Here is a 13,871-nt window from a genome sequence, read left to right as displayed (position 1 = left end):
GTTATGACACTCCTCAATTTAAATGTGTTAGTAAATGAACACTCATTTTTAATAACAGGTACTAATCCTTACTCTTAATATTTTAGTCGATGTTCATAAAAAGTTCAAGAAACGATTGAAATTTTCATGAGGACTCGACGGGATAATGCTTCACTTCCACCCGGACAGGCCCTAATTCATCATATAGGTCTCGCATCACGTTATTTGCGTCCGCCTTTGTCAGTGACGCTGATTTAATTGAAACAACGACCGCTTCGTCTAATGTACGCACGAGCACATCTTCGAAACTATAGCGACTCTTTAAAGTTTCTTCTAAAATGATTTCTCCTGTTTCTAATTGATTAATCCGGTCAATCTCTTCAAAAGCTTGCCATTTTTCTTCAGATGACACATTTTCTCCCGCAATGACGGTTTCTAGTTGTTCTAATCGCTCACCACGTTTCGCACTCATCTCGAGTCGAACAAAGGAGAATAAATCGTCTTCCATCGCGCTCGGCGTTAACTCACCACTTGACTCTTGGTCTACTTCTCCTGTACTAGCATCTGGCGTCTGAGTCGTTGGTACCTCGCTTTGATGAGGACTTAAAGTTAAGAAAGAGGCGTCACCTGATTGATTTAAATAGTATACACTTAAAACAACCATTAAGCTAAAAAGCGTCAATAACCATACTGTTTGTTTTTTCATTTTTTATCCTCCCTTAAATTGAACCGCTACCCGGTGGGGACTTATCGCTAAATATTTTGATACAAGTTCCACACACTGTTTTTTTACCTGGATCCCAGCGACGCCATCAACAACAATTAACACACCTTGAACAGCCGGTTTATTCGTCTGATACGCGACAGGTGTTCGGTCACGATCAGTCTCTTCCATAACAATGGTGGCTGATGTTTTGTGTGATACCTGTTCATCTATTGTTTCCCCAGAAGCTTGACTTTGCTCATTATAATCTATCTGTTCATCTGTCAAATAGGCGGTCTCAGCTGTCGATTTAAAATTTATCAATACGTGACTGACGGTAAGGCCATCTGTTGATTCTAACGCTAGCTTTACTTTTTCCTCATAATAAGTTTCTAACTCAGAAAAAGGTTGATGAGACACCCCTTCCATTTGTCCCGTTTCACTTTCCTCTCCCTCATCCATCCTATCTCCCCGATATAGAAAAATTAGCCCGAACAACACACATAAACAACAAACAATCATTTTCATCCGGTCATCGGGCGATTGTGAGAATAGTCGTTGGATGAATTTTTTCAGCGCTGATTGATGCATCTAACCACCTACTTAAATATAAAGTTTAGCGCCTCTTTGTCTATAGCAAAACCGTCGATTAAACCTCGTTCTATCATCGTCATGACTGCTTGTTCATTTCCTGTTTCTACCTTTAAAACAATATCTAGGTCAAGTGCCTCGAGATTCTTTGGGTTATGCACGGCCACTGTAACAAAATCAACACCTTCCATTTGTGCACACATGTCATGGATCGCTTGACTGACGGTTTGTTCCGTATCAGCCACTAAGATACTTTCGCCTAGTTCGAGATATTTATTTTCCCACTCGTTCACCTCCATCTCTTCGTAAATAAAACGATCCCGTTGCCAAACAGAACCATCACTTATCATATACACAACGGATAATAAAAAGATAAGATAGATCACCCGTTCAATGAGTTGTTTATTTTTCTTATCAGCAACGAGTAAGCGAAACAAGGATAAAACAAAAGCGATAAGTAAAATGTCTCTTAATAGTTGTCCAAACACATCTCAACCTCTCTTAAATACCTCATTATTGTTGGAAAAATTGCGCAAAGATAATCACAACAAGAATATTTCCAATAAATAAAAAACCGAACACAACTAGGGCGCGTATCGATATAAGAATCGTACGATTTAACACAGTCACATGTGCGACCAACGTTGATTGACTTAACGTTTGTATCATTGCTTCAAACACCGTTAAAACGATATAGACAGCGGTCATCTTGATGAGAGGGGTCATCACGACGAGTGCGAGCGCAATCACGCCATAAACCCCCAGTGCATCGCGAAGAACACCGAGCGTTAAAAAGCTCATTTCTGCCGTTTCTTGAAACCAATGACCGGTTAACGTATATAATTGGCTAAATAAATGTTTTTCTTGCATCAGTGATAGACGGGTTTGAAAAAAACGAAAGCTACTGCTGAGCATTAAAAATGAAAAATAAATTTTGAGTAATAAAGACAGACCAAAATGGAGCCAATCTCCCATCTTTTTGGCTAATGGCTGGAGTGGCAAGAGTTCAAATAATTCACCGAGTAATGCCATGAGACATTGAAAGTGGATCAATGGCATAATGATTTGCTTAAATATTTGAAACGATAGTGGTAATAATAATAATTGAAGTGGCTTTAATGATTGCATCATGGATAAAGGTTGGAGAATCAGCGATAACCCACTAACGGAAGATAATAGTACGATAATAAATCCATACATCGTTTCAACGGTTGTTGATAACACATTTTCAATCAGATGAAAGATCGTTAAACATTCTTTAATCAACAATAATTTGAGGGTAAAAGATATGACGGACTGAGCCATCGTAGATAGATGACTATAAAAAAAATCACTGACGAACATACTTAGAATAAGGTAAATCATGATACGATAAAGAATAGTCACCGTATTTTTAACTTCACTAAAAAACAGTGGCACTAACGACATAACATAGTCTTTTAGTGAAAAGGTGGACGTTCCGGTTAAATACGCATGCAAATGAAATGACGCGTCATTTTTTAGTGCCAGATCATCATCCAATTCGTTAATTAATGTATCATAAGACGTTGGATTGGTTTGATTTTCTGTTGCGATGACCGAAGAGGGAAATAGCCCAACCAAAGCTATCAACCCACATATCAAACCAGTCACAAAGACGCGATAGTTTGTAGCGAGCATTATTTTCACCCTTAGTCTAGCAGCGTTAAAATAAAGGTAAACATATCTTCGATTACAGGAATAGCCATAATGAGTAGCATGATTTTACCGATGGTATCGACAAGCATGCCTAAAGCTTCTGCCCCAGCATCTTTTAACAACAAATGAAAAAAATCAATAAGGTAACTCACCCCAATCATTTTAAAAATAATCCCGACATAATGTGACTGTATACTTGTCATAGAGATGAACGTTTCAAATAGCCCGAACAGTTCGGCGAGTGGGTCAATGATGTAGAGATAAATAAAAATCACAGCCATGATGCCTAATAAAAAACTAAACAACGGGGCTTGTTCTTTTAACAAAGTACGAAACATGTGGATGATGATAATAAATAATATCAGACGAAGCCAATCCATCATCTCTAAAATAGAAACACTTGTTGAATGCGATTAAAAAGTTGTAACAATTGATTGATGACCATCATGAGAACAATGATAAACCCTACTAAGGTAATAAATTGTGCATACTCTTCTTTCCCGAGTTGTTTCAAAATAGTATGAATCATCGCAACTATAATACCAATCCCCGCTATTTGAAAAATAATCGTTGTGTCTCCCATTACTGGCCTCCCCTCCTATCTCAACATACGCAGTTAAGCGAAAAACATGCCTTACAATAATAAAATTATAATAAGCCCTCCCATCAACATTGAAGAAATGATATACAGATGAACATCTTGATCGATTCTTCCTTTCAATGCTTCAAGCTCAATCTCGACATACTGAACTAAAAAATCAAGATGGCGCAATTGTTCTGTCATACTCGTAGAACCGACGATATCACCGAACTCTTCCAGCATAAAGACATCTGTTTTTGATAACGCTAAACGGGCATGATACATGTCTAACGCCACTTTAAAGCGCGATTGAAATGAACCGCTCCCCTGACTCACTTCGATTAAAAAGGCATAAAACAGACCGGATTTTCCTTTAACATATTGACTGATATGCTGGTCAATATAATAGTGGTGATAATCTATTTCACGCCTTAATGATTGAAAAAATAAGTGACAAGCTTTTAAAGACGTTTGACGACGTTTGAGTTTCTCAGCTTTGACAAAACCGAGAGCACTGATACAAAAAAACACCATAATTAAGAGCCAGCTAGGCATTAGATGATCGCTCGCTTCACTATGGATTTTATACTCACTATACCTCTACGCGCAGGATCTAGCGTCACACAATAATCAAATAAGTGATGCTTGATTATTTGGTGAAAAAATAAGCGTGAACAAACATCGTCATAACTAGTGCCGTGAACTGTACAGATAAGTGAAACCCCTGCTTTCATACCATCTAATAAAGCTTCGACATCTTGGTGGGTCGCAATTTCATCGATAACGATTAACTCAGGAGACATGGCTCGAATAATAAGTGGTAACGCTAAATGTTTAGGGCAGCCACTGAATGCGTCAACACGTAGAGTAGTCGATGGTCGATAGGACATCGCAGGAAGGATTTCTTTTCGTTCATCAATCACGCCAATCTTTTTTGAGTAAGGAAGATGATCATCATTTATCGACTGAATAAGAAAACGCAACAGACTCGTTTTTCCGCTATTAGGTGGACCTATAATCAAGGTATTAACGTAGCGATTCTCTTGAAAAAGTTGCCGATGCGATAAGCGAAACGGGACGTGTTTATTGTGTTGAATACGAATATTTAACGAGGTGATTGTCTCAATATGATCAATCCCATCACCATTCATAACGACTTCACCACAGAGGCCTACTCTATGCCCACCTGATAAAGTAATAAAGCCCTCTCGCAACTCACGAGTAAAACGGTATCGAGAAGATTGAAATAACTGATCGAGAATTATCCGAAAACGCTCTTCGTTCATCACGTAATCGAGTGGATAAAATCCTAGGCGATCAATACATTCCACTGGTTCGAATACACGCACACGTATTTCTTCAATCGGTCCTCTAGTTTTTTCACCATCCATCAGCATTGTCTTTACCTCGTGTGTGAATAACGATAAAACCTCGATTGGCACCATGTTTTACCTCCTTACAAGCACGTTAATTATATGTATGTCGATGTTGTTTACAATATGAGTGGACGAAGGTAAAGGACATACAAAAAAACAGCCATCGTCTGTCTAAAGACATTCAATGACTGTTTAGCTTCATGCTTTATTACTTACGCGCGTGAAACATACTTACCGTCTGATGTATTCACTATCAAACGATCGCCTTGATTAACAAAGAAAGGCACTTGTACCGTTAAACCTGTTTCCATTACCGCTGGTTTTGAGCCACCGCTTGCGGTGTCGCCTTTAATTCCTGGTTCTGTTTCTGCCACCTCAAGCTCAACGCTGTTTGGGAGCGTGACACCTAAAATCTCACCACCGTAAGAAATCACGTTGACTTCCATATTTTCTTTTAAGAATTTAAGTTCATATTCTATTTGTTTTTGATTAAGTTCTAATTGTTCATACGATTCCATATCCATAAATGTATGCATTTCACCTGAGGCATATAAATATTGCATTTTACGGTTATCAATGTGGGCTTTTTCGACTTTTTCACCCGCACGGAACGTTTTTTCTTGAATATTCCCACTGCGTAGACTACGCAATTTAGAGCGTACAAATGCCGCCCCTTTACCTGGTTTGACATGTTGGAATTCAATTACTTGCCAAATGTCATTGTCTACCTCAATGGTTAAACCTGTTTTAAAATCATTTACTGATATCATTAAAATCCTCCTAAGCGTATCGATTACTTCTAACTATACTATAATAAGCTGTTTTGGTGCTTTATTCAAGCTTCTATTGCCGTCTTTCGTAATAACGATATCATCTTCAATGCGGCCCCCCCCTACATCAGGGACGTAAATGCCTGGTTCAACTGTCACAACCATATTTTCTTTAAGCATAACCTCACCCATTGGCGATAACCGGGGACCTTCATGTACTTCCATACCTAAACCATGACCGGTACCGTGACCGAAGTAATCACCGTATCCTTCTGCTTTAATATAATCTCGCGTGAGCGCATCTGCCTCTTTACCCGTCATACCTGCTTTAGTCCCTTGAATGCCGCGCATATGCGCTTCCAGTACCGTATCGTAAATCTTTCTTAATTCATCACTGATCTCTCCAACGGCAAAAGTACGCGTCATGTCAGAACAATATCCTTTATAAAGGGCGCCAAAATCTAACGTCACCAATTCACCTGAAGCTATTTTTTTATCCGTGGCTACCCCGTGTGGTAACGCTGAACGAACACCTGAGGCGACAATAATATCAAAACTAGATGAGGTCGCCCCTTGTTGACGCATGAAGAATTCTAATTCATTTGACACCTCAATTTCTGTCATCCCTGGTTTAACAAAAGATAAGATATGGTCATATGCTTTATCTGAAATGGCTGCTGCTTCTTCCATCACTTGTAACTCAGCCTCTGTCTTAATCATACGAATGTTAGCGATAATTCCTGATGTCGCAGTGAGTTCCGCATTAATTTCCTTGGCATAGGCTTTGTATGTTTGATAAGTCAAATCATCTTCTTCAAATCCTACGGTTGATAAGTCTAGTTCATCGATTACTTCCGCTAACTTTTTAATAATCGATTGTTTGTGTTCAATAATTGTGTATCCAACAGCTTGTTTTGCTGCTTGTTCCATATATCTAAAGTCCGTTAAAAAAATCTGTTCGTCTTGCGTAATTAACACAATGCCTGCCGTTCCTGTAAACCCACTTATGTACCGACGGTTATATGGATTTGTGATAATCAATCCATCTAAATTCTGTTCTTTTAATTCATTGCGTAGTTTAGTCATTTTTTGCATGTTTGTCACTTCCCTTTCTGTTGATTTCCTTATATAGTGTACCATAACCGATTATTTTTTTATAGCATCGCCCATTTCTGTTCAGTAAATCAAAATATTTTAGGAATATAACATTTATAGGATTAAAAAACTAACTTATTGGGAAAATGAAACTATAAGAACTTCAAAGAAGGAGTGAATGACATGAGGCGACGATTACCGATTTGGACGTATATTCTTTTTGCTTTTGCCGCCCTAGGTTTAGTTACGACGTTATTGTTTGATATGACGAGCCTCATTAGAAATATTCTGAGCTCTATTCTAATGATTGCGGTTATTTATGGTTTGGTATACTTTTTTGTACTCAGACATCGCCAACCGAATGATATAAAAAAATATCGCAAAGCCGTCAAACAATCAAAAAAGAAGTATCCACACAATCAACCAACACATTATCAGCGAGCTCAAAAGCAACAAAGGAAACAAAAACAGCGTGTAACAACCAAATCAAAAACGAGCAAACATAAGCGTGCGTCTCATTTACGAGTCATTGACGGTAAAAAAGATACGCATAAAAAAATGACTTTATAACCGATTGATGCTATAACAAAAACGATCCAAATAATTGGCTTGTCTTCCTTCCAATTATTTAGATCGTTTTTTAATTTACTTCATCTGATTGTTTGTCTCTTAGTTCTTTCAGGGCTTCTTCTCTTTTTTTATCCCCTTCAAAATATTGTACGAGATCTCCGATACGGTCGATAGAGTTCCAGCTAAGATGATGTTCAATCCCCTCAACATCATCATAGATATTCTCTTTATCGACACCAATGATGCCTAAAAACTGTTCCAACAGTTCATGACGGTAGACTAAGCGTTTACCTACCTTCTTTCCTTTTGCTGTTAGAATCAAGCCACGATATTTCTCATAGTTTAAATACCCATCTTTATCTAGCTTTTTTACCATTTTAGTCACAGAGGAAGGATGAACAGATAAAGCTTCCGCGATGTCAGATACTCGCGCATAGCCTTTAGATTCAATTAATAAATATATTTGTTCAATATAGTCTTCCATACTTGGTGTTGGCATTATCATCCCTCACTTTCTCAACAATGCTATAACGTTGACAGTACTTTTAAGCTTACCACTTTATTTTAGCATAAGTAAAGCATTGTTTGTAAAACAATCATGAGAAAGCGTCTAAATCCACATCAAATGAAATATTTCCAAACAGAAGCGTCACACGCTTGTTCTCTTTCCATGCAAAAGAAAACGGTTCACTTTTTATCTAAAAAGGCGTATAATAGACGCAGACTGAAAAAAAGGGGATTTTAATTATGAACTTAACACTTGCGATTGCTTGGGACTGGATAGTACTTCTCACCCTTGCTGTAGCTTATATTGCTTACACGTTGTATCGCTATTTCAAAACCAAAAAAATTCTTACGACATTATCTGAGGAAGCGTTTAGAGAAGGTTACAGAAAAGCACAATTAATTGATGTGCGTGAACAAAAAGAGTTTGATGGCGGTCATATTTGGGGCGCAAGAAACGTCCCTGTTACTCAGTTAAAACAACGCATGAAAGAATTACGTAAAGACATGCCTATCTATCTTTACTGTCAATCAGGCTCACGCTCACAACGAGCGGCATGGTTACTTTATAAAAATGGCTACACACAGTTATATGATTTAAAAGGTGGCTATAAAGACTGGAAAGGCAAAATTAAAAAATCATCAAAATAATAAAACAAGCAGCTCATCATTTAAATGATGAGCTGCTTGTTTTATTAGTAGTTTTTTCTACAATTATTTTAGCGACACGTTCTGGTGAGCTGCCATGCGTATCAATGATACGTTGACTTACTTCCTCATAAAGCGGTTGTCTACGGTAAAATAACTTTTCTTTATCCGCTAAACCTTGTTGCCAAAGTGGGCGATCGTTGTCATGTTTTAAGCGTTCAACAATGTCTGACCACGACGCTTTTAAAAAGATGACCTGTTGTTTTTTTAGCCATTCACGGTTATCCGCACGTTCAATAATACCGCCACCTGTAGATATAATACCCTCTTGTCCTAGTGTTCGCATTAAGCAATCATGCTCTAATTGTCTAAAATAAGTCTCACCATATTCCTTAAACATCGTTTTAATCGACATATCCGCCTCTTGTTCAATCACTTGGTCTAAATCAATCAAAGGTAAATCTGTCAGCTCAGCTAAATATTGACCGACTGTTGATTTGCCACTTCCCATAAATCCTACTAAATAGATGGCTGTCATGTATTTTCACACCTTTCAAAAACAATAAGTTGTCTGAATTATTATACAAGTTTTACGAAAAAAATTCTACCTCACTGAAATTTATCATCAATTACAACCCTTTTTTTGAATTAACCTGTTAGTCACTGACTTGTTGTTTTACATCATTTCCATTACAATCAACATTATCTAAAGTCACTGGAGGTGAAAAGATGTATAGTTCCGATCGATTTTTAAATGCATTGATTATGTTCGCTGTGAAAGAAAACGTGTCAGATATCCACTTTGTACCTAGAGAACATGACACTGCCGTCTATTTACGCGTCCATGGCGAGAGACACTTGTACAAATCAATATCAAAGGACCATTACTTACAGCTGTTGAATTATTTAAAGTTTCAAGCTCAAATGGATATTGGCGAAAAAAGGTTGCCCCAAGATGGCGTTGTTACTATGCTTGTCAATACAGTGAAAATCGATTTACGTTTATCAACATTACCCGCTAAACGAGAAGAATCTCTTGCGATTCGTCTCCTTCCTCATAATGAAATAAAACCACTAAAGCAACTGCTACTATTTAATAACCAAGTCAATAAATTAACTTCCCTAATTAAAAAAACATCCGGTATCATTTTACTTACTGGACCGACTGGCTCAGGAAAAACGACGTTACTGTATAGCCTGATTGACACACTTCTTAAAGAACAATCGTTCCAAACCATCACATTAGAAGACCCGATTGAAAAAGATTTAAATCATTTTGTTCAAGTCCAAATTAATGAAAAAAGTGGCATGACCTATCATACAGGATTAAAAGCCGCACTGCGACATGACCCTGACATTTTAATGGTCGGAGAGATTAGGGATGCGAAAACAGCCGATTTCGTATTTCATGCTGCTTACACTGGTCATCTAGTTTTTTCTACCCTGCATGCCAAAGATGCCAAAGGAACGATTCACAGATTAATAGAGATGGGTATTAAACCGATTGATTTAACACAAAACTTATTGGCGATTTGCGCCACTCAACTGTTAAACCTTCATCATCCCGTCCATGATCGTGCAGCTATCATTGAATTTTTAACTGGCGATAATCTCACAACCTATTGCCATGACTTCACACTCGATACATTTAGAGAACCAACTTTTACCGACTTAAAAAGGAAGGCATATGCTTATGGCTTTATTTCAGAGACGTAAATCTATTCTCTCATTATCCTTAATGCAACAATTATCTTTTATGAAGCGCTTGGCCACATTACTTGAAGCCAATTACTCGATGAAAGAAGCCTTACACGTGTTGAAATTCAATAAAACTTTCCATCATGTCGCAGAAACCATCTTAGCAAGACTCAGTAATGGGGACACACTTGATCATATTTTGAGACAGATTCAGTTTCACCCACAGTTTATTACACATGTACATTACGGACTGTTGCGAGGCCACCTTTCTGACGGGATCATACAGGCCATCACTTTTATTGACAAACAACACAGACTGAAACAACACTTTCTTAAAACCATTCGATACCCACTTGTGCTTATTTTCGGCTTCCTTATCATGCTGTACTTTATTCAAATGTATATTTATCCAAATTTTCTTCAGTTATTTCAAACCGCACACCAAACGCCTGATCTGATTGAAACGGCCATCTTTAGTGTCTCTTTACTATTTCACATCGTTCAGATTGTTATCGTCTTGCTCATTCTTTTCATAATCTTGACTTTCCTCATCTACAAAAAAGTCACCCCCGATCAGTTAATGACCATACTATTACGCCTGCCTATTGCTTTTCGTCTTACTCGCCTCCACACGAGTTTTTTCTTTGCCCATCATTTAAAGAATTTACTCGATGCCCAGTATTCAATGAAGGAAGCGTTCACGCTGATTCATAATCAAGAGCGGTCTTCCATTCTTAATCAAACGATGATCGAATTATTAGCCAACCTAAATGACGGCGAAACCTTATATCAATGTCTAGCCATTCAACCATTCTTTAGCGAAAGACTTAGCTATATCTTTCAAAACTATGAAGCTCAAACTTTGATCCGTTCATCACTAGATATTTATATGACGGAGACGATAGAAGATGTCACTAACACTATTGAAAAATCCATCCATTTGATTCAACCCATTATTTTTACCATTATTGCCTTAAGTATCGTACTCATTTACTTGTCGCTACTGATGCCAATGGTTGAGATGATGAATACTCTTTAGGAGGAAAATAACATGCTGAAAAACTTAAACAAACATTTAAGAAACAACAACGGATTCACCCTCATTGAAATGTTGATCGTTATGAGTATCATTGCTGTACTACTCATCCTAATTACACCAAAACTAGCTGACCATCAAGAGAGTATTACCCGAAAGTCTGATGACGCTATAGTCGGATTTGTGAACACACAAATTCAAGCCTTTTATTTAGATGAAGGACAGTTTCCGTCAACTTTAGATGATTTAGTTTCACATGACTATATTGATGCCGAATTGATTGGCAGTGCGTCGAAGCCTATTGACTTTACTGATACTTCGAATAAAAAAGTGGCTCTTGTAAGTGAATAAAACGCAAGGTGGCTTTACACTTATTGAGGTCCTTATTGTCCTTAGTGTAATACAACTTTTACTCTCTTTTGGTTTTAAACCTATCGAAAAATCACAAGACAAACAGGCATTCAACCGTTGGTACACACAATTTGAGGTGGATCTCTTGTATCTCCAAAAACGAAGCAGTCTTTCGGATAATCGCCCTTACCTTCAATTTGATTCATCTAATCATCGGTATTCACTCATCATTGATTCAAAGCAACCGCCGCTATTTACTAAAACCTATGATGATGATTGGCGTATCATTTTCGCATCAACCAAAAATAAGTTAGCCTTCAATAAAAACGGTCAATTTCTTGAGCCTGGAACAATAAGGGTAGAAACCAATTATTATGTTTATACGATTGTATTTCCTTTCGGTAAAGGAAGATGTTATGTCACTTCTAAAGAACACTAAAGGTTTTCTGTTGTTAGAAGCTTTGTTTGTCTTAACTCTGTTGACGATGATCATCTTTATCCACCTGCCACTTCAACAGAAAATTGCCTATCAACAATCAATAGAAAGAGAACGCCTGTCGCTCTATCATCAGTTTTATGACTATATATTAGTTGAAGAATATGATGAGGTTGTTACACTGGCTTCCTATGTGATCGTGATCGAACGCGAATCTATTGACAACTATGTAAAAGTTACTGGTCACTACTTAAACCGAAGTAATAAAAAGGAAGTGATGACTATCTATTATGTACCGAAACAACAAAGGGTTTACGATGATTGAATTATTATTAACCATTCAACTAACGATGCTTTTTATGATGTTACTTATGATGATTATTCCTTACATGAAACCTCCCTCTAGCTATCAAACGTTTCAAGTATATCAATTCATGGGCACGCTTGAAAAAGAAATACAAACGAGTAGCGACACTTATATTATAAATAATACCTTATACTTGACGACACTTAATGGTGACCTCGTATCTATTACACATTATCAAAACTTCATTAGGCGGCAAGTGAATGGACAAGGACACGAAATACTGTTGCGAGACGTCAAAGATTTTACTGTAACTGAAGATGAGGAGATAGATATTATCATTAAAACCACTGAGGAGGCATTATTCTATGACACTATCGTGCCCTTCACTTCGAGATGATCAAGGTTCAGTGACTATTCTAGCTTTGTTTGTAGTGATTGGGTTGTTATTATCATTAACGTCGTTAACAACCGTTTATTTAACTGAAAAACAATTCACTGAACTTGAACGTGTCCAGTTAAACCATCACAGTCTTCATCAAATGACCTATCAACTTGTTTTAAATCAAGTCAATCAAACAGAGGTACCCCCCGCCAAATTTGGCCAGTTCACCTTTCCTACAGGAACAACGCGTTATTCTTTATCTAAAATCAATAATCAAGCTCTACTATACATTGACAGCCAAACGACAGATACGTTCAGTATGCGTTACTATTATGCGCTACCAGAGGCAATGATCTGGTTAACTGATTGATCATGTCATCCCGTATACATGAAGGCAAGAGATCGTGATCATTACTATTCGATCCATCGATAAAAGCACGCCATACAGGTAACTGTATGGCGTGCTTTTCATTATACAAATGGATTTAATTTCTTTTCATCACCAATGGTGGTTGCAGGTCCATGACCTGGATATACCACATAATCGTCTGGCAAATGAAAAAGTTGTTCTTTAATCGTGTGAATAAGCGTATCATAATCCCCTAGCGGTAAGTCCGTGCGACCAATCCCCCGATGAAAGAGACTATCACCGGAGATAATTAAACGCTCTTCGTTAAAAACAAATGCCACACCCCCTGGAGAATGACCAGGTGTTTCAATAATAGTAAAATGCATATCACCGATCGACATCGGCCCCGCATTTAAGGTGTGATCTGTCGGTTGACAGATCACTTCTTTTACTGGGAAATACTTCGAACCATTTAATGCCGGATTCTCTAACCATTCATGTTCATTGGCATGTAAGTAGACAGGCACGCCATACTCATCTCGCAAAGCGTCAAGTGCGCCAATATGGTCAAAATGTGCATGAGTTAAAAGAATAGCTTTTGGTTTAATATTTATTGACTCAATCTCTTTTATTAATCGATTCGGTTCACCAGCTGGATCAATAATTACTAGATCTTCATCATTCATTAGTAAATAACCGTTGGTTCCTAATTGACCTAACGTATATTTCTTGACCTCCATCATTTCACCTCTACTTCTGTTGTTTTATCAAGAATAGCACAAGAAAACCATCTGAGACAACTCGTCTATCAGATGGTTT

22 protein-coding genes are annotated in these 13,871 nt (G+C 37.6%); 9 read left to right on the top strand and 13 right to left on the bottom strand.

All coding sequences use genetic code 11. The annotated features are described in order from the left end of the window. Nucleotides 1-124: 124 nt before the first annotated feature. The 10 genes from BM390_RS02590 to BM390_RS02545 form a co-directional block, all read right to left on the bottom strand. Complete coding sequence (locus BM390_RS02590; RefSeq protein ID WP_062319198.1) at nt 125-685, bottom strand: SpoIIIAH-like family protein; 561 nt, start codon at nt 683-685, stop codon at nt 125-127. Nucleotides 686-688: 3 nt separating this feature from the next. Then, a complete protein-coding gene (locus tag BM390_RS02585) occupies nt 689-1,273 on the bottom strand; it encodes a SpoIIIAG-related protein (RefSeq protein ID WP_143103131.1) in 585 nt (194 codons plus the stop codon). Nucleotides 1,274-1,281: 8 nt separating this feature from the next. Then, a complete protein-coding gene (locus BM390_RS02580) occupies nt 1,282-1,761 on the bottom strand; it encodes a hypothetical protein (RefSeq protein WP_062319194.1) in 480 nt (159 codons plus the stop codon). A 25-nt stretch (nt 1,762-1,786) separates the two neighbouring features. Beyond that, nucleotides 1,787-2,932: a stage III sporulation protein AE gene (locus tag BM390_RS02575; protein WP_062319192.1), complete on the bottom strand. Its 1,146-nt coding sequence runs from the start codon at nt 2,930-2,932 to the stop codon at nt 1,787-1,789. An 11-nt stretch (nt 2,933-2,943) separates the two neighbouring features. Beyond that, on the bottom strand, nt 2,944-3,333 hold the full coding sequence (locus BM390_RS02570; RefSeq protein WP_062319190.1) for a SpoIIIAC/SpoIIIAD family protein: 390 nt from the start codon (nt 3,331-3,333) through the stop codon (nt 2,944-2,946). 2 nt (nt 3,334-3,335) lie between these two features. Then, nucleotides 3,336-3,533: a stage III sporulation protein AC gene (gene spoIIIAC / locus BM390_RS02565; RefSeq protein ID WP_062319188.1), complete on the bottom strand. Its 198-nt coding sequence runs from the start codon at nt 3,531-3,533 to the stop codon at nt 3,336-3,338. A gap of 51 nt (nt 3,534-3,584) precedes the next feature. After that, nucleotides 3,585-4,064, bottom strand: coding sequence for a stage III sporulation protein AB (locus BM390_RS02560; protein ID WP_177220606.1), 480 nt, complete (start codon nt 4,062-4,064; stop codon nt 3,585-3,587). Between the two features lie 20 nt (nt 4,065-4,084). Then, nucleotides 4,085-4,975, bottom strand: a complete 891-nt coding sequence (locus BM390_RS02555; RefSeq protein WP_062319184.1) for an AAA ATPase domain-containing protein — start codon at nt 4,973-4,975, stop codon at nt 4,085-4,087. Between the two features lie 143 nt (nt 4,976-5,118). Continuing rightward, nucleotides 5,119-5,676: an elongation factor P gene (efp, locus tag BM390_RS02550; RefSeq protein WP_062319182.1), complete on the bottom strand. Its 558-nt coding sequence runs from the start codon at nt 5,674-5,676 to the stop codon at nt 5,119-5,121. A gap of 33 nt (nt 5,677-5,709) precedes the next feature. After that, a complete protein-coding gene (locus BM390_RS02545; protein ID WP_062319180.1) occupies nt 5,710-6,771 on the bottom strand; it encodes a M24 family metallopeptidase in 1,062 nt (353 codons plus the stop codon). Between the two features lie 183 nt (nt 6,772-6,954). Between BM390_RS02545 and BM390_RS02540 the strand changes: the two genes are divergently transcribed. After that, on the top strand, nt 6,955-7,341 hold the full coding sequence (locus BM390_RS02540; protein WP_062319178.1) for an SA1362 family protein: 387 nt from the start codon (nt 6,955-6,957) through the stop codon (nt 7,339-7,341). 70 nt (nt 7,342-7,411) lie between these two features. Here the strand turns inward: BM390_RS02540 and mntR are convergent, their stop codons facing one another. After that, entirely contained in the window at nt 7,412-7,840 is a 429-nt protein-coding gene (gene mntR / locus BM390_RS02535) for a transcriptional regulator MntR (protein ID WP_062319176.1), read from the bottom strand. A gap of 248 nt (nt 7,841-8,088) precedes the next feature. On the opposite strand from mntR, the gene BM390_RS02530 reads away from it, so the two are divergent. Continuing rightward, nucleotides 8,089-8,496, top strand: coding sequence for a rhodanese-like domain-containing protein (locus BM390_RS02530; RefSeq protein WP_062319174.1), 408 nt, complete (start codon nt 8,089-8,091; stop codon nt 8,494-8,496). 16 nt (nt 8,497-8,512) lie between these two features. Here BM390_RS02530 and BM390_RS02525 read toward each other — a convergent pair whose 3' ends face one another. Continuing rightward, nucleotides 8,513-9,031, bottom strand: a complete 519-nt coding sequence (locus tag BM390_RS02525; protein WP_082394355.1) for a shikimate kinase — start codon at nt 9,029-9,031, stop codon at nt 8,513-8,515. A 191-nt stretch (nt 9,032-9,222) separates the two neighbouring features. Here BM390_RS02525 and comGA point away from each other — a divergent pair, with 191 nt between their 5' ends. Genes comGA through BM390_RS02490 form a run of 7 tightly spaced genes read left to right on the top strand, consistent with a single transcriptional unit; the run spans nt 9,223 to nt 13,073 of the window. Further along, nucleotides 9,223-10,209 (top strand): competence type IV pilus ATPase ComGA, encoded by a 987-nt coding sequence (comGA, locus tag BM390_RS02520; RefSeq protein ID WP_062319172.1) that lies wholly within the window; start codon nt 9,223-9,225, stop codon nt 10,207-10,209. Then, the gene (locus BM390_RS02515; protein ID WP_177220605.1) at nt 10,187-11,230 is read left to right on the top strand and encodes a type II secretion system F family protein; all 1,044 of its coding nucleotides are present in this window, start codon (nt 10,187-10,189) and stop codon (nt 11,228-11,230) included. Before comGA ends, BM390_RS02515 begins: the two co-directional genes overlap by 23 nt. Nucleotides 11,231-11,242: 12 nt before the next feature. Continuing rightward, on the top strand, nt 11,243-11,578 hold the full coding sequence (comGC, locus tag BM390_RS02510; protein WP_062319166.1) for a competence type IV pilus major pilin ComGC: 336 nt from the start codon (nt 11,243-11,245) through the stop codon (nt 11,576-11,578). Beyond that, the gene (gene comGD, locus BM390_RS02505) at nt 11,571-12,017 is read left to right on the top strand and encodes a competence type IV pilus minor pilin ComGD (RefSeq protein WP_062319164.1); all 447 of its coding nucleotides are present in this window, start codon (nt 11,571-11,573) and stop codon (nt 12,015-12,017) included. The genes comGC and comGD overlap by 8 nt, the downstream gene beginning before the upstream one ends. Next, nucleotides 11,995-12,339 (top strand): hypothetical protein, encoded by a 345-nt coding sequence (locus BM390_RS02500; RefSeq protein WP_062319162.1) that lies wholly within the window; start codon nt 11,995-11,997, stop codon nt 12,337-12,339. Before comGD ends, BM390_RS02500 begins: the two co-directional genes overlap by 23 nt. Further along, nucleotides 12,332-12,718 carry a competence type IV pilus minor pilin ComGF gene (locus tag BM390_RS02495; RefSeq protein WP_062319160.1) on the top strand — a complete coding sequence of 129 codons (387 nt, stop codon included), beginning with the start codon at nt 12,332-12,334 and terminating at the stop codon, nt 12,716-12,718. Before BM390_RS02500 ends, BM390_RS02495 begins: the two co-directional genes overlap by 8 nt. After that, nucleotides 12,687-13,073: a hypothetical protein gene (locus tag BM390_RS02490; protein WP_089852834.1), complete on the top strand. Its 387-nt coding sequence runs from the start codon at nt 12,687-12,689 to the stop codon at nt 13,071-13,073. The genes BM390_RS02495 and BM390_RS02490 overlap by 32 nt, the downstream gene beginning before the upstream one ends. Before the next feature lie 101 nt (nt 13,074-13,174). On the opposite strand, the gene BM390_RS02485 is transcribed toward BM390_RS02490, so the two are convergent. Then, nucleotides 13,175-13,792: an MBL fold metallo-hydrolase gene (locus BM390_RS02485; protein ID WP_062319155.1), complete on the bottom strand. Its 618-nt coding sequence runs from the start codon at nt 13,790-13,792 to the stop codon at nt 13,175-13,177. Nucleotides 13,793-13,871 lie beyond the last annotated feature (79 nt).

Source organism: Halolactibacillus miurensis, assembly GCF_900116255.1.
Taxonomy (GTDB): Bacteria; Bacillota; Bacilli; order Bacillales; family Amphibacillaceae; genus Halolactibacillus; species Halolactibacillus miurensis.
The sequence above is the reverse complement of the archived record's forward strand: the minus strand, read 5'-3'. Positions and strand labels throughout refer to the sequence as shown.